The sequence below is a fragment of the Pseudomonas sp. FFPRI_1 genome, from assembly GCF_055384485.1.
In genome coordinates this window covers 2,873,688-2,894,407 of record NZ_AP029168.1, presented here as the reverse complement: position 1 = coordinate 2,894,407, position 20,720 = coordinate 2,873,688, and the positions used below count along the sequence as shown (strand labels likewise).

Below are 20,720 nucleotides of genomic sequence, written 5' to 3'. Positions count from 1 at the left end.
GAGCTGCGACGGCCCCCTGGCCGCCGCAGAACACCTCAGTGCTGCTGGATAAAGTCGAGGATCAGGCGGTTGACCTGCTCCGCCGCTTCCATCTGCAGCATGTGCCCCTGCCCCGGCAGCACCTCGATCTGCGCCTTGAGATCGGCGCTATGGCTCACTGGAATGATCCGGTCGTCGCTGCCCCAGATCACCAGCACCGGCTGCGGCCCGTCCTGCACCAGCGGGCGCAGGTCGGCCTGCTGGCGGCCGTCGGCGAACAGGCTGCTAGCAAGCTGCCCGAGGGCCGCCTGCACCCCTTCCAGGCGCTTGTACTTGAGCATGTCGTCGAGCATCTGCCGGTTCACCAGCTCGGCATTGGAGAACAGCTGCACCAGCTGCGGCTTGAGGGCATTGCGGTTGCTGGCCTCGACAAAGCCTTGCAGGTAGTCGCCGTTGATCTCGCGGCCCAGCCCGGCGCTGCCGATCAGGGTCAGGGAACGCACGCGGTCTGGCGCCAGCCGCGCGGTGTTGAGGGACACCGCGCCGCCCATGGAGTGGCCCACCAGATGGGCCGCGGGAATCTCCAGGTGATCCAGCAGCGCCAGCAGCACTTCACTCAATTCGTCGAGGTCGCCCCGTTGCAGGGCCTTGGCCGATTCGCCGTGGCCCGGCAGGTCCAGGGCAATCACCCGGCGCCCGGCGGCCAGGGCCTCGTGGTTGAACAGCCAGTTGTTGAGGTCGCCGCCAAAGCCGTGCACCAGCAGCACTGGCGTGGCGCCTTCACCGCGCTCGAAATAACGGATCAGCCGGCCGCCGATTTCCACCTTCTGCGGCGCCGGGCCGCTGTCTTCGTCGGCGCTGTCGCCGGGCACGAAGCTGGCCTGGAACTGCTCGATCACCGCGTCGATCTCGGCGTCGCTGGCCTCGCCATCGACCACGATGCCCAGCAGCGCGCCCACCGCCAGGGTCTCGTCCTGGCGGGCGATCTGCCGGCGCAGGATGCCGGAGAACGGCGCCTCGACGCTGCTGGAGATCTTGTCGGTCTCCACGTCCAGCACTTCATCGCCCTTGCTGATGCTCTGGCCTTCTTCCTTGAGCCAGGCATCGACCCGGCCCTCGGTCATCGACAGGCCCCACTTGGGCATGGTCAGGGTATGGATCTGGCTCATCAGCGGCTCCACTCGATCACGTTGAGCACGGCTTTCTCGATCTTCGCCGCGTCGGGGATGTACAGGTCTTCCAGGGCGTCGGAGAACGGCACTGGCGTATGGGGCGCGGTGACCATTTCGATCGGCGCCTTGAGGGCGGCGAAGGCTTTCTGCGCTACCAGGGCCGAGATGTCGGTGGCCATGGAGCAGCGCGGGTTGGCTTCGTCGATCACCACCAGGCGCCCGGTTTTCTCCACGCTTTCCAGGATGCTGTCTTCGTCCAGGGGGCTGGTGGTGCGCAGGTCGATCACCTCGCAGTCGATGCCGCGCCCAGCCAAGCTGCGGGCTGCTTCCAGGGCGGTGTTCACCGTGCGCCCGTAGGACACCAGGGTCACGTCCTTGCCGTCGCGCAGGAAGTTGGCCTCGCCGAAGGGAATCGCGTAGGACTCTTCCGGCACTTCGCCCTGCAGGCTGTAGAGCAGCTTGTGCTCGCAGAAGATCACCGGGTCGTTGTCGCGGATCGCCTGGATCAGCAGGCCCTTGGCGTCGTAGGGCGACGACGGGCAAACCACTTTCAGCCCGGGGATGTGGGTCCACAGCGAGGTGAGCATCTGCGAGTGCTGGGCCGCGGCGCGCAGGCCGGCGCCGACCATGGTGCGGATCACCAGCGGGGTCTGGGCCTTGCCGCCGAACATGTAGCGAAACTTCGCCGCCTGGTTGAGGATCTGGTCCAGGCAGCAGCCGGCGAAGTCGACGAACATCAGCTCGCACACCGGGCGCACGCCACGGGTGGCGGCGCCGACTGCGGCGCCGACGTAGCCGATCTCCGACAACGGGGTGTCCAGCACCCGCCCGGGGAACTGATGGTAGAGGCCCTTGGTTACCCCGAGCACGCCGCCCCAGGCGTCGTTGTCGCCGGGGGCGCCGGCACCGCCCGCCACGTCTTCCCCCATGATGAACACGCTGGGGTCGCGCCGCATTTCCTGGGCCAGGGCTTCATTGATGGCCTGCTGGTAACTGATTTTTCTCGCCATGATGGTGGTCTCTTGTTGTTCTGTGGGGCGTTATGGGTAAGCGACGTACACATCGCTAAGCAGATCGGCCGGGCTCGGCTTGGGGTCCGACTTGGCCTTGCGCACCGCGTCCTCGATCAGCGCGTCCACCTCTGCATCGATCTGCTCCAGCTGGCTGGCCTGCAGCAGTCCGGAACGAGTGGTGCTCTGGCGGAACTGCATCAGGCAGTCGTTGTGCTCGCGGTAATGCTTGACCTCGTCGGGGGCGCGGTAGGTCTGGGCGTCGCCCTCGAAGTGGCCGTAGTAGCGGGTCAGCTTGACCTCGATCAGCGACGGCCCCTCCCCGGCCCGGGCCCGCTCCACGGCGGCACCGGCAGCTTCGTGCACGGCGAAGAAATCAAATCCGTCCACCGTCACCCCGGGCATGCCGAAGCCGGCGGCGCGGTCGGCGATGTGATCGCAGGCCACCGACCAGTTGGACGCCGTGGCCTCGGCGTAGCCGTTGTTCTCGGCGATGAACAGGCACGGCAGGTTCCACACCGAGGCCATGTTCATGGCCTCGAACACCGCGCCTTCGTTGGAGCCGCCGTCGCCGAAGAACACCACCGACACGCCGTCGGTGCCTTGCAGCCGGGCGGCCAGGGCCGCGCCCACCACCAGCGGCGCACCGGCACCGACGATGCCATTGGCGCCGAGCATGCCCTTCTCGAAATCGGCGATGTGCATGGAGCCGCCCTTGCCCTGGCAGACCCCGGTCTTCTTGCCGTAGATCTCCGCCATCATCCCGTAGACGTCCACGCCCTTGGCGATGCAATGGCCGTGGCCACGGTGGTTGGAGGCGATGCAGTCATCGTCCCGCAGGTGGGCCATGACCCCGGCCGCCGAGGCTTCTTCGCCGGCGTAGAGGTGGACGAAACCGGGGATCTCGCCGGTGGCGAATTCCACGTGCAGGCGTTCTTCGAATGCGCGGATGGTACGCATCACCCGGTAGGCGTGGAGCAACTGGTCAGTGGTCAAGGGTGTCGACATTTTTATTCTCCAGGGTGTCTTGGGACTGAAGGTTCAAGGGGTGTTGCCGGTGCTCGCGATCGATGGCCAGCAGGCGCTGGCGCGCCGCGTGTTCCAGGACCGCGTTGACGTCGATGCTCAGCGGGCCGCTGGCATCCAGGGTGACCGTGGGCCGGTCGTGGGGGTTGAATTCGATCTCGCGCTCGCCATCCAGGGCCAGGGTGCCGGCGTTCAGGCACAGCGGTTGGGGCACCTCGGGTTGCAGGTAGCCGGCGTCCAGCACCCCGCAGCCCTGCAACAGGCCCGGGGCCAGGGGCACCAGCAGCGCTTCGGGGGATTGCGGGTCCAGGCGCATCCAGGCGCCGTGGGGCTCCTGGCGGGTCACCGGCAGCCACAGCCCGCAGAGGGCGGAAATGCCGATGGACTGGGGTTCGGCAAAGGTCACGAAGACCTGCGCCAGGTCGCTGGCGCGGCTGATGGCCCGGGCGCCGACAAAGGCCAGGGGCGATACCGCCACATCCACCAGGGCCACTTCGCACAGGCCCCGGGCCGGCTCGCGCACCAGCAGGCGCTTGTTGCGCCGCAGGGCGATCTCGGCGGGCACCCGGCCGCTGGCGTAGAGCCCACCGGCGAGGCCGGCGCTGGTGGCTTCGCGCAGTTCCGGGAAAGCATTGTTGGTGCCGGTGGACAGGGTCAGCAGCGGGATATCACCGACCTCGGCGGCCACCGCCTTGTGGGTGCCGTCGCCGCCGAGCACGGCGATCAGCGCCACTCCGCGCTCGGCCATCCAACGTGCGGCCTGGCGGGTGTCCTCGACGCTCTGGCGCAGGGTCAGGTCGAGAAACTCCAGGGCCGGCCAGTGCTGCTCCCGGGCCTGGCGGCTGCGGCTGTTCTTGTGCACCGCGGCGGCGATCCCGGTCATGTCGGTGGGCATCAGCACCTGGGTGATGCCGGTGGCACCGAAGGCCGCCAGCAGGCGCTGGATCACCGAGACCTTGTCGGTGCTGGAGAACAGCCCGGCGTTGGCGGTCAGGCGGCGCACATCGCGGCCCGAGGCCGGGTTGGCGATGATGCCGACGGTGAGGGGGCGGCGGCTCATGGGCTCACCGCGGGCGGAGCACAGGCAGGAGAAAACATCGGGCACCTCGTTCTTATTCTTCGATGGGCCAGTCGGCGCGGGTTGCCAAGGGCTGGTTGCCAAGGGCTAGAGCAAGGCCGGTGCCAGTTGTCGAAAAACCTCTGAAGATGGCCGTTCCAGAGCGGCTGCTGCATCTTTTGCAGAGCGTTGAAGAAAGCGCTCCGTGAGACGTTGCATGTCAGGCTGCACAGGGCTCTGGCGAGACCTTGAGACGTTGCGTCTCACTGTCGTCCCGGCGGCGTTCGGTGCTTGTCGAGGGGCGCGGATCGGCGCTTAATGCGCCCACAACGATAAGAAGCTGCAACCGGAGGCCCCCATGCTTTCCGCACATTCAAGAGCCCACGTGGACTGTGTCAGCCGGGTGCTGAAGAACGCCGCGCACCTGCCCCAGGCCCCCGTCCCAAGCCTGATCCTCGACTCCTGGCGCCGCTCCATGGAGCAGCACCACCTGGACCCCGGCTCCCTGCAAGGGCCGCGCATCCTGTCCCAGGACCTGCTCAAGGAATGCCGCGAGCGCTCCGAGCTGTTCCTGCACATCGCCAGCGAAGAAGTGGCGCGCCTGCATGGCCGGGTGCGCGACGCCGACTACTGCGTGCTGCTCACCGATGCCCAGGGCCGGACCATCGACTACCGTGTGGAGTCGACCCTGCGTAACGACTGCCGCAAGGCCGGGCTGTACCTGGGCACCTGCTGGTCCGAGGGCGAGGAAGGCACCTGCGGCGTGGCCGCAGTGCTGACCGCGCGGGCCCCGGTGACGGTGCATAAGCGCGACCACTTCCGAGCGGCCTTCATCGGCCTGACCTGCTCCGCCGCCCCGGTGTTCGACCCCCAGGGTGAGTTGCTCGGGGTGCTCGATGTGTCGGCGGTGCGCTCCCCGGACGACCGCCGCTCCCAGCACCTGATCCGGCAGATGGTGGTGCAGAGCGCCCGGGAGATCGAACAGGCGTTCTTCATGAGCAGTGCCCAGGGCTGCTGGGTGCTGCGGGCCCACGGCAGCCCGGGGTATGTCGACAGCCAGCCCGACTACCTGCTGGCCTGGGACGACGACGGCGTGCTGCAAGCGCTGAACCCGGCGGCCCGGGACTACCTGCTGCGGCGCCATGGAACATTGCCCCGGCACATCGCCCAGGTGTTCGACCCGCAGCTGCTGCACCGCGCCAGCGACGAAAGCCTGTGCTCCTTGCACAGCCCCGCCGCGCCCCATGCCCTGCACGGTCGCCTGCGGGCACCGCGGCGGGCGCCCAGCCGAGCACGCCTGACGCTGGCTGCCGCCCCCCTGGACCCGCGCGTGGAGCAAAGCCTGCGCCTGGCGGTGCGGGTCAAGGACCGCCACCTGCCGGTGCTGGTGCAAGGCGAGACCGGTTCCGGCAAGGAAGTCTTCGCCCGTCAGCTGCACCAGGCCAGCCAGCGCCGCGACCGGCCCTTCGTCGCACTGAACTGCGCGGCAATCCCGGAGAGCCTGATCGAGAGCGAGCTGTTCGGCTACGCCGCCGGCGCCTTTACCGGGGCCTCCAGCAAGGGCATGCAGGGCCTGCTGCAACAGGCCGACGGCGGCACCCTGTTCCTCGATGAAATCGGCGACATGCCCCTGGCCTTGCAGACCCGTCTGCTACGGGTGCTAGCCGAGGGCGAAGTGGCGCCGCTGGGGGCTGCGCAACGCAAGACCGTGGATATCCAGGTGATCTGCGCCACCCACCGCGACCTGCAAGCCCTGGTGGCTGAGGGCAGCTTTCGCGAGGACCTGTATTTTCGCCTCGGCGGCGCGTGCTTCCAGTTGCCGCCCCTGCGTGAACGCAGCGATCGCCTGGGGCTGATCCGGCAGATCGTCGAGGAAGAATCCAAGCGCTGCGGGGCCCCGGTGCAACTGGGCGATCGGGCGCTGGAGTGCCTGCTGGGTTATCGCTGGCCGGGCAACGTGCGCCAGCTGCGGCATGTCCTGCGCTATGCCTGCGCGGTGTGCGAAGGGCCGCTGATCCAGCTGCAGGATCTGCCCGAGCAGTTGCGCGGCAGCGATGGGCCTGAGGCCCAGCCGGTGCTCCAGGGCAGCACCAGCCCGGAACGCCAGGTGCTGCTGGATGCCTTGGTGCGCCATCGCTGGAAACCGCTGGCGGCGGCCAAGGCCCTGGGTATTTCCCGGGCGACCCTGTATCGGCGGGTGCAGCAGCACGGCATCCAGATGCCCGGCCGCAGCCCGGCCTGAGCCACACCCAGCGACCGTAGGAGCCGGCTTGCCGGCGAACAGGCCCTTGAATGGGGCGGTGATCTTGCGGACGCCTTCGCTGGCAAGCCAGCTCCTACAGCAGGCAGATGGACCGTGCAGCTCCCTGTAGGAGCCGGCTTGCCGGCGAAGAGGCCTTCGGATGGGGCGGCGATCTTGCGGACGCCTTCGCTGGCAAGCCAGCTCCTACAGCAGGCAGATAGACCGTGCAGTTCCCTGTAGGAGCCGGCTTGCCGGCGAAGGGGCCTTCGGATGGGGCGCTGATCTTGCGGACGCCTTCGCTGGCAAGCCAGCTCCTACAGCAGGCAGATAGACCGTGCAGTTCCCCGTAGGAGCCGGCTTGCCGGCGAAGAGGCCTTCGGATTGTGCAGTGATCTTGCGGACGCCTTCGCTGGCAAGCCAGCTCCTACAGCAGGCAGATAGACCGTGCAGCTCCCTGTAGGAGCCGGCTTGCCGGCGAAGAGGCCTTCGGATTGTGCGGTGATCTTGCGGGCGCCTTCGCTGGCAAGCCAGCTCCTACACAAGGCTGCGCGCCGTGGCGAGATCCGCAGGAACCGTGAGGTCGTGGGGTCAGGCTGGGCCGGGCTGGAAACGCGCGCGGTAGCGCCCGGGGCTTTCGCCGGTCCATTTCTTGAACGCGCGGTGGAAGGCGCTGGGCTCCTGGAAGCCGGTCAGTTCGGCAATCTCGCTGATGCTGGCCGCCGAGCGCCGCAGCAGCTCGACCGCCACGCCACGGCGCACTTCGTCCTTGATCTCCTGGTAGGAGCCGCCCTCGCGCTCCAGGCGCCGGCGCAAGGTGCTGGGGCTCATCTGCAACTCATTGGCGAAGGCTTCCAGGGTCGGCCACTGGCTGTAGTGGCTGGCCCGCAGGCGCTGGTGCACCTGGGTGATCAGGCCGTGCTGGTTGCGAAAACGGATCACCAGCCATTGCGGCGCGCTGCGCAGGAACACCTTGAGCGAGGCCAGGTCCTGGACCACCGGCAGGCGCAGCCAGCGGCTGGCAAATTCGATCTCGGTGCGCCCAGCGTTCCAGCTCAGGTTGCTGCCCCACAGCAGCGGGTCGTCGCTGAGACTCAGCCGTGCATGGCGAAAGTCCGCGCGGTCGATGGGAATGCGTCGCCCGCCGAGCCAGCACAGCAGGCTGATCACCAGCACCAGCAAGGTCTCTTCGCCATAACGGCGGCGCTCCGAGTCGGCGCTGTGGTTGTCCAGGCTGATCACCGCACGCTTGCCCCGCAGGCTGAGGCTGCCGCGAAAGTCCCGCAGGAACAGGTTGAAGTTGCCCAGGCACTGGCGCAGGGCCTTTTCCAGGTTGGGCTCCTGGATCAGCCCGCGGCAGATCAGGGCAAAGGCTCCCGGTGGCATGCCGTGGGCGTCGAGCTGGAAGAACTCGTCCTGCAGTTCGCGGATCTGTATCAGCCACAGCGCGGCGAAGGCACTGCCGGGCACTCGCGCCCGGGGCTGGTCGAGCAGCGCCGGGTCAATCCCCGCCTCCTCCAGCACCGCCGCCAGGCGCGCCGGCTGCTCGCGCAGGGCATGGGTCATCACCCGGACAAAGTAGACCGCGACCGAATCCGTTTCACGCATGTAGAGGCTGTGCTCCCGTAGCTGGACCTATGGCAAAAAACGCCAGCCCCCTTGACCGCTTTCGGCATAGGCCGGCCGCGGTGCGGGGCTCTAGACTCTCGCTGGATAATGCGCGGAGCAAGGCGTGCACGCCATGCTCCGCGAAGGCCACGAACAAAGGAAGAGCTGAAGATGAATCTTGCAAACATCGGTGTGATCGGCGCCGGCACCATGGGCAACGGTATCGCCCAGGTCTGCGCCCAGGCGGGCTTGGAGGTGACCCTGCTGGACATCGCCCAGCTGGCCCTGGAAAAGGCCCTGGCCACCATCGGCAAGAACCTCGACCGCCTGATCGCCAAGGGCAGCCTGAACGAGGAGCAGAAGCTCGCCGCCCTGGGGCGGATCCGCATCAGCACCGACTACAGCGCACTCAAGGACGCCCAGTTGGTGATCGAAGCGGCCACCGAGAACCTCGACCTCAAGCTGCGGGTGCTGCAGCAGATTGCCGACCAGGTTGGCCCCGGGTGCGTGATTGCCTCCAACACCTCGTCGCTGTCGATCACCCAGTTGGCCGCCAGCGTCAGCGTTCCGCAGCGCTTCATCGGCCTGCATTTTTTCAACCCGGTGCCGGTGATGGGCCTGATCGAGGTGATCCGCGGCCTGCAGACCAGCGACGCGACCCACGCCCTGGCCATGGAGATGGCCCAGCGCCTGGGCAAGACCGCGATCACCGCCGGCAACCGCCCGGGTTTTGTGGTCAACCGCATCCTGGTGCCGATGATCAACGAGGCGATCCTGGTGTTCCAGGAAGGCCTGGCCAGCGCCGAGGACATCGACGCCGGCATGCGCCTGGGCTGCAACCAGCCGATCGGCCCCCTGGCCCTGGCCGACCTGATCGGCCTGGACACCCTGCTGGCGATCCTCGAAGCGTTCTACGACGGCTTCAACGACAGCAAGTACCGGCCAGCGCCGCTGCTCAAGGAAATGGTCGCCGCCGGCTACCTGGGGCGCAAGAGCGGACGGGGTTTCCATCTCTATGGCTGAGCGTTGCTCGCGCTTTGCCGAAAGCCGCGACAAGGCCCTGGAGCTGTTCGCCAGCAAGGGCTTCGGCCAGGTCGGCATGCGCGAGCTGGCGAGCCATCTGGGCTTGACCCCGGGCTCGCTGTACCACCACTACCCGAGCAAGCAGCACCTGCTGCTGGACCTGATCGAGGAGTTCTTCGACGAGCTGCACGGCACCCTCAAGCGCCTGCAGCGACGCAAGGCCCAGGGCAGTTGCCTGCCGGCGCTGATCCGGGCCCACCTCAAGCTGCACCGGGAGCTGCCGCGGCACTTTCGCCTGGTGGAGCGCGACAGCGGCTGCCTGAATGCCGACCAGCAACAGCGCGTGCACCAGCTGCGCCAAGGCTACGAACAGCAGTTGCTGCAACTGCTGGGCACCCCGCCCGGCCTCAGTGCCAGCCTGCAGCAGGCCACCGCCCACGCCGTGGCCAACCTGCTGAACAATGCCCCCAGCTGGCTCAGTGAACAGGCCTTGAGTGACGGCGAACGCGAGACGTTGCTGGAGAACCTGTTGAGCGGCGCCATCGAACGCCTGATCGGCACCGCGCCGCCCCAGAGCGCGGTGGCCTGAGGCTCAACGCAGCTGCAGAGGGTCGACCAGGCCCGCGGCGATGGCCATGCCCACCAGTTGCGGCAGGTGCTCGGCCTGCATGCGCTTCATCACCCGGGAACGGTAGAGGTCGATGGTCTTGATGCTGACCCCGAGCTGCTGGGCAATCTCACGGTTGGCATAACCCTGCACCAGGGGCAATAGCACGTCCCTTTCCCGTGGGGTCAGGCTGGCCAGCCGCGCCGTCACCTGGGCCTGTCCGGCGCTCTGGCTCTGCTGCCGGCCGGCGCGGCTCAGGGCCTGTTGCACGCTGTCCAGCAGCAGTTGCTCGTTGTAGGGCTTCTCGATGAAATCCTGGGCCCCGGCCTTGAACGCCCGCACCACGATGGGCACATCGGCGTGGCCGCTGACGAAGATCACCGGCAGTTGGATATCCCGCTGGCGCAACTCTTCCTGGACATTCAGCCCGCCCATGCCGGGCATCCGCACATCCAGCAGCACGCAGGCATCCAGGCGCGGATCGACCTGTTCAAGGAACTCGCGGCCACTGGTGAAAGGCATGGCCTTGAGGCCCACCGACTCCAGCAGCCAGACCGTGGAATCGAGCATGCCCGGGTCGTCGTCGACCACGTACACCAACTGCTGCGCCACACTCGTCATGCTCGGGTTCCTGTCTGTGAATGGGAGACTGAATCGGGATCAACCGGGGCGCTGGCCGGCAGTCGGCAGCACATCCTCAAGCCTTGCGCCTGGGGCTCGGCCTGCAGGTCGCCGCCGAAGCCCTCGACGATGCTGCGGCTCATGGACAGCCCCAGGCCCAGGCCGTTGGCCTTGCTGGTGTAGAACGGGGTGAACAACTGCGGCAACTGCTCCGCCGACACCCCGGGGCCCTGGTCGCTGACACTGATCCGCACCCCGCCTTCGCTGGCCGCCGCAGCGTCGAGGACGATCTGCGAAGGCTGCTGCGGGTGCACTTCGCGGTTGGCTTCGATGGCGTTGCGCAGCAGGTTCAGCAGCACCTGTTCCAGCAGCACCCGGTCGGCGTACACCGGCGGCAGATTATCCGCGAGATGCAGCTGGATCGCCACCTGGCTGGCCTGGGCTTCCCAGGCACACAGGCGCACGGTCTCCCGGGCCACTTCGGCGATATCCAAGGCCTGGACCCGGCGCCCGCCCTTGCGCAGGAAGGCCCGCAGGCGCTTGATCACCTCGGCGGCGTGGGTCGCCTGCTCGGCGATCCGCTCCAGGCCCTGGGCGACCTTGCGGGCGGCCTCCGGCTGAGTGTCCAGGGCCTGCAAGTAGCGCAGGCTGGCGTTGGCGTAATTGACCACCGCCGCCAACGGCTGGTTGATCTCGTGGGCGATCCCGGAGGCCAGTTCCCCCAGGGTCACCAGGCGCGCGGTGTGGGCCAGTTCGTCCTGGTGGTGGCGCTGCTGGGCCTCGCGCAATTCACGCTCGCTCTGGTCGTGGGCCACCAGGGAATAGAAGCGCTCACCGCTGGCCGCACGATGGGCCAGGAGCATCAGCGACACCGGCACCGAGGCCGCGCCGTCCAGGGGTTGCAGGCGCGCCTCCAGACTCCAGCGGCCGCTGCTTTCGGCGCGGTTCCAGCCCTCGTGCTGCAGGCTGTGCAGCACCTCTTCGGTGAGAAACGCCGCCAGTGGCGGCATCCCCTGCCCCACCTGCAGGCCCAGGGTGCGCCGGGCCGCCGGGTTGAGGTAGGTCACCGCTCCGCCGGGCTGGACGAACAGCACCGGGTCGGGGTTGGCTTCCACCACGTCCGCCAGCCGCCGCTTGTTTTCTTCGGCCTCGATCCGCGCGGTGATGTCCCGGGACACCGCCACCACCTCCACCACCATGCCGGTGTAGGTGTCGCGAATCGCCCGGCAGGCGGTCTCGAACCACAGGTAGTGGCCGTCGCGGTGGCGGATGCGGTAGGTCATGGTGTGGTAGCCGTCCTGCTCCAGGGCGTCCTGGGTGCGCTGCATCAGCCCGGCCAGGTTCCGCCGGTGGAACAGGCTGCGGGCCAGGCACCCGCGCAGTTGTTCGGGCCAGTAGCCGAGCAGGGTCCAGGAAGCCGGCGAGGCATCGAGGAAACTGCCGTCCGGGGTGTGCCGGGAAATCAGGTCGGTGGTGTTTTCGGTGATCAGCCGGTACAGGCGCCGGGCCTTGGCCGACTCGCGTTCGGCGAGGATTTGCCCGGTGGCCTCCTGGCAGCGGGCCAATACCCGTTGCCGCAGCGGGTCGGGGATGAAGGTCCAGAGCAGGATGCGTTCGCCCCATTGCGCCTCCACGTGCTCGATGGCCCGCTGCTGCTCCAGGCAAGCCCGCACCAGGGCCGGGTGATTGACCGGCAGCAGCGCCGCCGCCTCGCCTTCGGGCTGGCCTTCCAGCCATTGCCGCAGCGCCGGATTCAGGTCCAGGGGCCGGGCCTCGGCGTCCAGCAGCAGGCTGGGCTGGGGGTCATGGCCGAGCCAGGGCGAGTCCGGCAAGCGGCCTTGGCGCTGCAGGCGCAGCCAGTGGCTCAAGTGGGTGGAGTCGGGCATGGTCGATCAATCTCGGGGCCGGAGTGGCGAATTCTTCTTATAGTACAACTACTATACAACTCAGGTAGTACTTCCATATCAATCGACAAACAGTATATAAAAGACCCCGGATAAGTCACCGAGCTTTCGCTGGGTGTGCTGCGTACCTGAGCGTAGGAGCTGGCTTGCCAGCGAAGGGGCCCGTGAGAGCGCCTTCGCCGGCAAGCCGGCTCCTACAGGCGCAGGTGTTCTTGAGAGCGCCTGCGCCGGTAGGCCGGCTCCTGCAGTGGGGGCCCCAGGTACACAGCACACGCCACCCAAGCCTCGGCCAATAGAGCTAATAATCAGCCACCGGGTACCCGAACCATGTCCATCTACGAGCAAGGCCTGGCGCCGACTGCCGTCAACCATATCGCCCTCTCCCCCTTGAGCTTCATCGAGCGCACCGCCGCCGTTTACCCCGATTACCCAGCGGTGATCCACGGTTCGATCCGTCGCACCTGGGCCCAGACCTACAGCCGCTGCCGGCGCCTGGCTTCGGCCCTGGCCGGGCGCGGCATCGGCAAGAACGACACGGTGGCGGTGATGCTGCCGAACATCCCGGCGATGCTCGAAGCACACTTCGGCGTGCCGATGATCGGCGCCGTGCTCAATGCCCTCAACGTGCGCCTGGACGCCGAGGCCATCGCCTTCATGCTGGCCCACGGCGAAGCCAAGGTGCTGATCGCCGACCGCGAATTCCATGAGGTGATCCACGCCGCCGTGGCCATGCTCGACCACCCGCCGCTGGTGATCGATCTGGACGACCCGGAATACGGCGAAGGCCAGCCGGTCAGCGACCTGGACTACGAGGCGTTCCTCGCCGAGGGCGACCCCGAGTTCGCCTGGCAGTGGCCCGATGACGAGTGGCAGGCCATCGCCCTGAACTACACCTCGGGCACCACCGGCAACCCCAAGGGCGTGGTCTATCACCACCGCGGCGCCTACCTCAATGCCCTGGGCAACCAGATGACCTGGGCCATGGGCAACCACCCGGTGTACCTGTGGACCCTGCCGATGTTCCACTGCAACGGCTGGTGCTACCCCTGGACCGTGACCGCCCTGGCCGGGGTCCATGTGTTCCTGCGCCGGGTCGACCCGCAGAAGATCCTCACCCTGATCCGCGAGCATCAGGTCACCCACCTGTGCGGCGCGCCGATCGTGCTCAATGCCCTGGTGAACATGCCGGAGTCGGCCAAGGCGGCCATCGACCACCCGGTCAACGCCATGGTGGCCGGGGCCGCGCCGCCGGCCAAGGTGATCGGCGCGGTGGAGCAAATGGGCATCCAGGTAACCCACGTCTACGGCCTGACCGAGGTCTACGGCCCGGTAACCCTGTGCGCCTGGCACGCCGCCTGGGATGAGTTGCCCCTGGAGCAGCGGGCGCAGATCAAGTCGCGCCAGGGGGTGCGCTACCCGACCCTGGAAGGGGTGATGGTGGCCGACCCGAAAACCCTCGAACCCACGCCCCGGGACGGCCAGACCATCGGCGAGATCTTCATGCGCGGCAACACCGTGATGAAGGGCTACCTGAAGAACCCCACGGCCACCGCCGAAGCCTTCGAGGGTGGCTGGTTCCACACCGGCGACCTGGGGGTGACCCACCCGGACGGCTACGTGGAGATCCGCGACCGGCTCAAGGACATCATCATTTCCGGCGGCGAGAACATCTCCACCATCGAGCTCGAAGGCGTGCTCTATCGCCACCCGGCGGTGCTGGAAGCGGCGGTGGTGGCCCGGCCCGACGAAAAATGGGGCGAGACGCCCTGCGCCTTCATCACCCTCAAGGCCGACCATCAGGAGGTGCGCGAAGCCGAGATCATCGCCTTCTGTCGCGAGCACCTGGCGGGCTTCAAGGTGCCGCGTACCGTGGTCTTCAGCCTGTTGCCCAAGACCTCCACCGGCAAGATCCAGAAGTTCGTCCTGCGCGACATGGCGAAAAACCTCTAGCCTGACTACACCTACCCAGCCCTTGTAGGAGCTGGCCGGGCGGCGCTCCGCTTGCCAGCGAAGGCGCCCTCACCAGCCCATCCCCCGTAGGAGCTGGCTTGCCAGCGAAAGCGCCCTCACCAGCGCCATCGCCCGTAGGGGCTGGCCTGCCATGCGGCGCCAGGCTCTCGGGCCCCTTCGCCGGCAAGCCGGCTCCTACAGGGGGGTGGGGTTTTCGTTATTGATTCATGCGGCCACGGCCGTTCAACCTCCCCTTTTGCCCGAGGTTCCTGCAATGCCCGAATTCAACGCTCCGCTGCGCGACATGCGCTTTGTCCTGCATGAAGTGTTCAACGCGCCCAAGCTCTGGGCCCGTCTGCCGGCCCTGGCCGACACCGTGGACGGCGACACCGCCGACGCCATTCTCGAAGAGGCGGCCAAGGTCACCGGCAACCTGATCGCCCCGCTCAACCGCAGCGGCGACGAGGAAGGCGCCACCTGGCACAACGGCCAGGTGACCACCCCGGCCGGTTTCAAGGCCGCCTACCAGACCTATATCCAGGGCGGCTGGGTCGGCCTCAGCGGCAACCCAGCCTACGGCGGCATGGGCATGCCGAAGATGCTCGCGGTGCAGTTCGAGGAAATGCTCTACGCCGCCAACTCAAGCTTCGCCCTGTATTCGGCCCTGAGCTCCGGCGCCTGCCTGGCCATCGATGCCCACGCCAGCGAAACGCTGAAACAGCTGTACCTGCCGCCGATGTACGAAGGCCGCTGGGCCGGTTCCATGTGCCTCACCGAAGCCCATGCCGGCACCGACCTGGGGATCATCCGCACCCGCGCCGAGCCCCAGGCCGACGGCAGCTACCGCATCAGCGGCAGCAAGATCTTCATCACCGGCGGCGAGCAGGACCTGACCGAGAACATCATCCACCTGGTGCTGGCCAAGCTGCCGGACGCCCCCGCCGGCCCCAAGGGCATCTCGCTGTTCCTGGTGCCGAAGATCCATGTCGACGCCAACGGCGTGCTCGGCGCGGCCAACGCGGTGAGCTGCGGTTCCATCGAACACAAGATGGGCATCAAGGCCTCGGCCACCTGCGTGCTGAACTTCGACGGCGCCAGCGGCTGGCTGATCGGCGAGGCCAACAAGGGCCTGGCGGCGATGTTCACCATGATGAACTACGAGCGCCTGTCCATCGGCATCCAGGGCATCGGCTGCGCCGAAAACTCCTACCAGAACGCCCGCACCTACGCCCGGGAACGGATCCAGAGCCGCTCCCCGGCAGGCCCGGTGGCCAAGGACCAGGTCGCCGACCCGATCATCGTCCACCCCGATGTGCGGCGCATGCTGCTGAGCATGAAGGCCATGACCGAAGGCGGCCGGGCGTTTGCCAGCTACGTCGGCCAGCAGCTGGACCTGGCCAAGTTCGCCGACCAGCCCCACGAGCGGCACAACGCCGAGGCCCTGGTGGCGCTGCTGACCCCGGTGGCCAAGGCGTTCTTCACCGACACCGGCCTGGACAGCTGCGTGCTCGGCCAGCAGGTCTTCGGCGGCCACGGCTACATCCGCGAATGGGGCCAGGAGCAGCTGGTGCGCGACGTGCGCATCGCCCAGATCTACGAGGGCACCAACGGCATCCAGGCCCTGGACTTGCTGGGGCGCAAGGTGGTGGGCAACGGCGGCGTGGCCCTGCGCCTGTTCACCGGCGAGATCCGCGACTACGCCTACCTGCCCGGCGCCGCCTACGCCGCCGAGCTGCTGGATGCGGTGCAGCGCCTGGAAGACCTCAGCGACTGGCTGCGCGAGCAGGCGGTGCACAACCCCTATGCGGTGGGCAGTGCTTGCGTCGAATACCTGCAGCTGTTCGGTTACGTGGCCTACGCCTACCTGTGGGCGCGCATGGCCCAGGTGGCCGAGCACAAGCGTTCCGAGGACCACGGCTTCTACGGCGCCAAGCTGGCCACCGCACGCTTCTATTTCAGCCGCCTGCTGCCGCGCATCCTCAGCCTGGAGCAGAGCATCCGCGCTGGCAGTTCGTCGTTGTTCGGCCTTGAGGCCGAGCAGTTCTGAGCCCCTGGGCCGGGCCGCCGGCGCCCTGCCCCAGGGCGCTAAAAAACCACCGCCCGCAGGTGCAAAACCCCGGGCGGCGCGGCATACTCCGCGCACCCGGACACCGCCCAAGGAAGAAACGTGTTGGCCCCCGCCCTGATCATCGCCAGCTCAGCCATCGTGCTGCTGCTCGGCAGCCTGCACCTGCTCTACACCTTCGCCAGCGACAAGTTCCAGCCCCGTGATCCGGCCCTGGCCGAACGCATGCGCCAGGTGTCGCCGGTGATCAGCCGCCAGACCAGCCTGTGGCGGGCCTGGGTCGGCTTCAATGCCAGCCACAGCCTGGGGGCCATGCTGTTTGGCCTGATTTACGGCTACCTGGCCTGGCTGCACCCGGCGCTGCTGCTGGAGGCCCGTGGCTTGCTGCTGATCGGCCAGGGGTTTCTCGCCAGCCTGTGGGTGCTGGCCATCCGTTACTGGTTTCGCATTCCCCTGGCGGGCATCAGCCTCGCGCTGGTGCTGTTCAGTGCCGGCACCCTGCTGCTTTTCAGCTGACTGACACCCATTGCGCAGCAGCCCTGGCCCTGCCCGACATCCATGAGTCCCACAGCCCCCGGCCATGGCCCGGGGCAAATCACCCACTTCGAGTTTGCCCATGTCCCGCCTGTACACCCTCTGGTCCCGGCTCTACTACCCGCTGTGCTGGATCGCCGTCGCCGCGCCCACGGCCACCATGATCCATTGCAACCTGAAGCTGATCGTCCCCCGGGAAGTCGGCGGCACCCTGTTCGGCGGTTCCATGGGTTTTCTGATGTACCTGGGCGGCTGGGCTCTCAGCGTCCTGGGCCTGGTGCTGGCGCTGCTGACCCGGGTGCCCGGCGCGCGCCTGGCCTGGATCGTCGCCGGGCTGGTGCAGTTGCTGCTGGGCCTGTGGTGGCGGATCAACTACCCGGATGATTTCGACGGCAACCTGATCTTCAGCATCCAGGCCCGGGAGCTGGACTATGTGATGGTCTTCGGCTTTGCCCTGGTCTACAGCGGCGTCTACCTGTTGCGCCAGCAGCGGCTCAAGCCGCGTCCACCCGCCACTGGCAAACTGCTGTTGCTGCGCACCCTGTGGGCCCTGGTGCTCGGGGCGGCCTTCATCCTGCCACCGCTGCAGGCCATCACCCGCAAGCCACTGCCCTATTGCGCCTTCGACCGGGCCGGCAATCAGTTGAGCCTATGCCTAGGCCCGGGCACCCGGGTGATTGTCGACTGAACGGCCCCCTGACTTCATTCCTCCTTTTCTCGACCTTGATGAGTGTGCCCATGTCTCGCCTGTTTACCCTGTGGTTGTGGCTGTACCGCCCCCTGTGCTGGATCGTCGTCGCCATCCCGCTGTCGGTGATGCTGGTGTGCGACGTGCAAATGATGCAACCGCGGGATGTCAGCGGCACGTTGTTCGGCGGCGCCATGGGTTTTCAGCTGTACCTGTTTGCCTGGGTGCTGTGCCTGATCGGCCTGGTCCTGGCCCTGCTGACTCGTATGCCCGGCGCGCGCATGGCCTGGCTGATGGCCGGGCTCGTGCCCTTGCTGCTGGGGGCCTGGTGGCGGCTCACCTACCCGGATGATGAAGATGGCAGCCGCTCCTTCAGCCCCCAGGACTGGGAACTGGACTACATGATGGGCATCGTGTGCCTGTTCGTTATCAGCGGCCTGTACTTCTACTGGCGCCGACGCCTCGTCTCACGGCCCGCCGCCACCAGCGCCGATGTGCTGTTTCTGCAAACCCTGTGGGCGCTGGTCCTGGCGGCGGCGTTCATCCTGCCACCGCTGAGCTTCATCAAGCAGCAATCCCTGCCCCGCTGCGCGTTCAACAAGGCCGGGGAGCAATTGACCGTGTGCCTGAGCGATGATCCGAACGAGCCGGTGATTGTCGACTGAGCCGCCGCTGGCAGCAGCCCGGACACAAAAAAGCCCCGAACCGATCGGGGCTTTTTTTTCTGCCGGGCGCTATCGATGCTGGGTGGTCGGTGCCGCCCTGCGCACCGGCAAGGCGGCAGCAAAGGCCAGGGCTTCTTCCCGGGTGCCGAAAGTGGCGAGCCGGTCACCCGCTGTGCAGACCTTCCAGGGGCCGTGGTTGACGCTCAATACCTGATAACCGTTGATCTGCAGTTTGTTCAGCAGCGGCGTACTCATGGAGACCTCCTTTTTTGTCAGCGTGCCTGGGGCTTGGCCGTTTTACCTTACACCCGCAGAACGGCCCGGCGACGGCCGCATGTCGGCGTGCCGCGGTCATTTCCTCAGGTTGGCCAGGGGATCGTAGGCCCGCGAGCGTTTGCGCCGGTGCTCGGGTTCAGGGCGGTCCAGGGGTGCCCTGGCCGGGCCTACCGGGTCTACCTGGGGGTCGGCCAGGTCTGGCGAATCGGGGTCGAAACCCGGGTCATGATGATTCGAGGCATGCTCGGACGAGCGCGGCCCCGTGGGATTCTTGGCAGTCATGGGCAGCTCCTGTGCCAGCCTGGAAAAGGCCGGATACAGGGGTTGGATCGCGATCCGTTGCGAGGGTGCCGGCAAGCGGACCAATGGCCAGCGGAAAATTGCATTGCGCTGCGCAGCGTCGCAGGATGACGCCCTGACCCACAACCGCTGAAAAGGAAGTGTTGATGACGATTCGTGCTGTGGTTTTCGATTTTGGTGGGGTGCTGTTCGACTGGAGCCCGCACCACCTGTACCGCCAACTGATCCCTGACGACGAGCGTCGCCAGTGGTTCCTCGACACCGTCTGCACCCAGGCCTGGAACACCCTGCAGGACGCTGGCCGGCCCCTGGCCGAAGCCACCCGCAGCCTGGTGGCCGAGCACCCCGAACATGCGCCGTTGATCGAGGCCTATTACGGGCGCTGGCCGGAGATGCTCAAGGGCCCGCTGGATGCGGGGGTGGCCTTGCTGGAGGAACTGCACCAGGCACAGGTGCCGCTGTTCGGGTTGACCAACTGGTCCCAGGAAACCTTTCCCTATGCCTGGGAGCACTATCCGTTCCTGCAGCGGTTCCGCGACATCGTGGTGTCGGGGCAGGAGCGGCAGATCAAGCCGGATGCCGAGATCTACCACACCACCCTGGGGCGGATTCGCGCGCATTTGCCGGGGATAGCGCCCGAGGAGCTGGTGTTCATCGATGACCATACGCCGAATATCGTCGCGGCCAGAGCCCTGGGCTGGCGGGCGATTCATCATGTGGCGGCGAGTGAGACCCGGCGCCAGCTGCAGGAGCTGGGGCTGGTTTGAAAGGGGCGCCTCCCCCGTAGGAGCTGGCTTGCCAGCGAAGGCGCCCGTCCAGGCGCGGCATCACTTGCGCGCCTCTTCGCCGGCAAGCCGGCTCCTGCGCACAGCGCCTGAAGAAGCTTGCTCTTCAGGCCCCCTCCCCGCGGCGAAAAAATCCCCCCTCTATCGCCATCCGCAATCACCTCCCTCCTGCATATCGCCCTTTGGAATGTCCACAAAATCAACCTTTTACCTGCTGTGAATCCACCTGTCGGAAAGCCACAAAATCAATGTGCCATTACCCTGCCAATTCCATCCGCGCTGCTTAACTGCAAAAGCTGCCGAGTACCGCAGCACCCATCCACACCCACGGAAGGCACACGCCATGAGCAATGCATCTCAACATGTGATTCCACCCTACGGGGTGGCCATTCAATCGGCGATCTCCGAAGGCAAACTGCCGCAGATGAAAGCCCTGTTGGCCAAGCGCGGTCCGAAAGAGTCCGAACCCAAGGATCTGCACAGCGCCTACGAACAGCTAGCCAAGGAAGTCGCCCGCCTGGAACAGCACTAGTCGCTGTTTCCCCGTCATTGAATGGAGGCAAAGCATATGTCTGGTTCTATCCCCCAAGAAGGCCTGTTCCCCCTGAGCTACCGCATCGGTACCTCGCAACCCGGGGCTCAGACCCTGATCCTCAACCTGCTGGTGTACACCCCCGAGCACAGCGTGCGCGGCACGTCGTCCATCACTCAGGCGGTCAATCCGCCTCTGGACCTGCACAGCGATGTCTGGGGTCAGTACACCTACCTGACAGTCATGTCACCGAGCACCAGCAAGATCCTCATCACCGCCCAGGGCAATCAGGGCGGCCCGGGCTCCAACTCGGTGATCAACTTCAAGCTGCACCTGGTGGTCAGCGATGACTGGAAGGAAGGCGTGGCCAACTACCAGTACTACAACGGGCACAGCTGGGTAACGGTCAATCAGGTCCCCGCCCATCTGCAGGAATCCGTGCAGTCGAGCACCCTCTCGGCCCCCCAGCATGGCCAGCACAACCGCCCGCTGCCACCGATCTCGGCGCTGTACGCGGCACCGATCCACGGCGCCATCGCCAGCGGCGACCTGGCGCAGATGAAAAGCCTGCACCGAGTGGCCACGCAGCAGCTGGAACAGTTGCCGCTGATCCGCACGGCGCTGGATGCGGCCAAGGCCGAGATCGGCAAGCACGAGCGGCGCTGACTGCGGCAGTCCC

General features: G+C 66.9%; 19 protein-coding genes and 1 pseudogene. 11 read left to right on the top strand and 9 right to left on the bottom strand.

From position 1 onward, the window contains the following. Positions 1-35: 35 nt before the first annotated feature. The 4 genes and pseudogenes from ACZ5BO_RS12880 to ACZ5BO_RS12865 form a co-directional block, all read right to left on the bottom strand. Positions 36-1,148: an acetoin dehydrogenase dihydrolipoyllysine-residue acetyltransferase subunit gene (locus ACZ5BO_RS12880; protein ID WP_464700198.1), complete on the bottom strand. Its 1,113-nt coding sequence runs from the start codon at positions 1,146-1,148 to the stop codon at positions 36-38. Beyond that, positions 1,148-2,161, bottom strand: a complete 1,014-nt coding sequence (locus ACZ5BO_RS12875) for an alpha-ketoacid dehydrogenase subunit beta (protein ID WP_464700196.1) — start codon at positions 2,159-2,161, stop codon at positions 1,148-1,150. Before ACZ5BO_RS12875 ends, ACZ5BO_RS12880 begins: the two co-directional genes overlap by 1 nt. A gap of 30 nt (positions 2,162-2,191) precedes the next feature. Continuing rightward, positions 2,192-3,169, bottom strand: coding sequence for a thiamine pyrophosphate-dependent dehydrogenase E1 component subunit alpha (locus ACZ5BO_RS12870; RefSeq protein WP_370058879.1), 978 nt, complete (start codon positions 3,167-3,169; stop codon positions 2,192-2,194). 2 nt (positions 3,170-3,171) lie between these two features. After that, positions 3,172-4,247 (bottom strand): annotated as a pseudogene (locus ACZ5BO_RS12865) (ATP-NAD kinase family protein). A gap of 355 nt (positions 4,248-4,602) precedes the next feature. Here ACZ5BO_RS12865 and ACZ5BO_RS12860 point away from each other — a divergent pair. Next, positions 4,603-6,486, top strand: coding sequence for a sigma-54-dependent Fis family transcriptional regulator (locus ACZ5BO_RS12860; protein ID WP_464700194.1), 1,884 nt, complete (start codon positions 4,603-4,605; stop codon positions 6,484-6,486). Positions 6,487-7,074: 588 nt separating this feature from the next. Here the strand turns inward: ACZ5BO_RS12860 and ACZ5BO_RS12855 are convergent. Next, positions 7,075-8,091: an AraC family transcriptional regulator gene (locus ACZ5BO_RS12855; protein WP_464700192.1), complete on the bottom strand. Its 1,017-nt coding sequence runs from the start codon at positions 8,089-8,091 to the stop codon at positions 7,075-7,077. Positions 8,092-8,262: 171 nt separating this feature from the next. On the opposite strand from ACZ5BO_RS12855, the gene ACZ5BO_RS12850 reads away from it, so the two are divergent. Further along, positions 8,263-9,114 carry a 3-hydroxybutyryl-CoA dehydrogenase gene (locus tag ACZ5BO_RS12850; RefSeq protein WP_464700189.1) on the top strand — a complete coding sequence of 284 codons (852 nt, stop codon included), beginning with the start codon at positions 8,263-8,265 and terminating at the stop codon, positions 9,112-9,114. Next, positions 9,107-9,703: a TetR/AcrR family transcriptional regulator gene (locus ACZ5BO_RS12845; protein ID WP_025130110.1), complete on the top strand. Its 597-nt coding sequence runs from the start codon at positions 9,107-9,109 to the stop codon at positions 9,701-9,703. Before ACZ5BO_RS12850 ends, ACZ5BO_RS12845 begins: the two co-directional genes overlap by 8 nt. 3 nt (positions 9,704-9,706) lie before the next feature. Here ACZ5BO_RS12845 and ACZ5BO_RS12840 read toward each other — a convergent pair whose 3' ends face one another. Continuing rightward, on the bottom strand, positions 9,707-10,342 hold the full coding sequence (locus ACZ5BO_RS12840; RefSeq protein WP_025130111.1) for a response regulator transcription factor: 636 nt from the start codon (positions 10,340-10,342) through the stop codon (positions 9,707-9,709). Next, on the bottom strand, positions 10,339-12,228 hold the full coding sequence (locus ACZ5BO_RS12835; protein ID WP_464700187.1) for a PAS domain-containing sensor histidine kinase: 1,890 nt from the start codon (positions 12,226-12,228) through the stop codon (positions 10,339-10,341). Before ACZ5BO_RS12835 ends, ACZ5BO_RS12840 begins: the two co-directional genes overlap by 4 nt. Positions 12,229-12,573: 345 nt before the next feature. Between ACZ5BO_RS12835 and ACZ5BO_RS12830 the strand changes: the two genes are divergently transcribed. The 5 genes from ACZ5BO_RS12830 (at position 12,574) to ACZ5BO_RS12810 (ending at position 18,148) form a co-directional block, all read left to right on the top strand. Continuing rightward, positions 12,574-14,196 (top strand): acyl-CoA synthetase, encoded by a 1,623-nt coding sequence (locus ACZ5BO_RS12830; protein WP_464700185.1) that lies wholly within the window; start codon positions 12,574-12,576, stop codon positions 14,194-14,196. A gap of 274 nt (positions 14,197-14,470) precedes the next feature. Beyond that, positions 14,471-16,243, top strand: a complete 1,773-nt coding sequence (locus tag ACZ5BO_RS12825) for an acyl-CoA dehydrogenase C-terminal domain-containing protein (protein ID WP_464700183.1) — start codon at positions 14,471-14,473, stop codon at positions 16,241-16,243. A 120-nt stretch (positions 16,244-16,363) separates the two neighbouring features. After that, entirely contained in the window at positions 16,364-16,777 is a 414-nt protein-coding gene (locus ACZ5BO_RS12820; protein ID WP_464700181.1) for an LIC_13387 family protein, read from the top strand. Between the two features lie 100 nt (positions 16,778-16,877). After that, complete coding sequence (locus ACZ5BO_RS12815) at positions 16,878-17,483, top strand: hypothetical protein (RefSeq protein WP_464700179.1); 606 nt, start codon at positions 16,878-16,880, stop codon at positions 17,481-17,483. Positions 17,484-17,533: 50 nt separating this feature from the next. Then, positions 17,534-18,148: a hypothetical protein gene (locus tag ACZ5BO_RS12810; protein ID WP_025130117.1), complete on the top strand. Its 615-nt coding sequence runs from the start codon at positions 17,534-17,536 to the stop codon at positions 18,146-18,148. Positions 18,149-18,217: 69 nt separating this feature from the next. Here ACZ5BO_RS12810 and ACZ5BO_RS12805 read toward each other — a convergent pair whose 3' ends face one another. Together ACZ5BO_RS12805 and ACZ5BO_RS12800 are read right to left on the bottom strand one after the other, a co-directional pair. Further along, positions 18,218-18,403 carry a DUF2188 domain-containing protein gene (locus ACZ5BO_RS12805; protein ID WP_464700177.1) on the bottom strand — a complete coding sequence of 62 codons (186 nt, stop codon included), beginning with the start codon at positions 18,401-18,403 and terminating at the stop codon, positions 18,218-18,220. A gap of 96 nt (positions 18,404-18,499) precedes the next feature. Continuing rightward, a complete protein-coding gene (locus ACZ5BO_RS12800) occupies positions 18,500-18,706 on the bottom strand; it encodes a DUF6021 family protein (protein ID WP_025130119.1) in 207 nt (68 codons plus the stop codon). A gap of 164 nt (positions 18,707-18,870) precedes the next feature. Here ACZ5BO_RS12800 and ACZ5BO_RS12795 point away from each other — a divergent pair, with 164 nt between their 5' ends. The 3 genes from ACZ5BO_RS12795 (at position 18,871) to ACZ5BO_RS12785 (ending at position 20,707) form a co-directional block, all read left to right on the top strand. After that, on the top strand, positions 18,871-19,491 hold the full coding sequence (locus ACZ5BO_RS12795; RefSeq protein ID WP_464700175.1) for an HAD family hydrolase: 621 nt from the start codon (positions 18,871-18,873) through the stop codon (positions 19,489-19,491). A 361-nt stretch (positions 19,492-19,852) separates the two neighbouring features. Continuing rightward, positions 19,853-20,041 (top strand): DUF1843 domain-containing protein, encoded by a 189-nt coding sequence (locus ACZ5BO_RS12790; RefSeq protein ID WP_025130121.1) that lies wholly within the window; start codon positions 19,853-19,855, stop codon positions 20,039-20,041. 36 nt (positions 20,042-20,077) lie between these two features. Further along, positions 20,078-20,707 carry a DUF1842 domain-containing protein gene (locus ACZ5BO_RS12785; protein WP_464700173.1) on the top strand — a complete coding sequence of 210 codons (630 nt, stop codon included), beginning with the start codon at positions 20,078-20,080 and terminating at the stop codon, positions 20,705-20,707. The last annotated feature ends 13 nt before the right edge of the window (positions 20,708-20,720 follow it).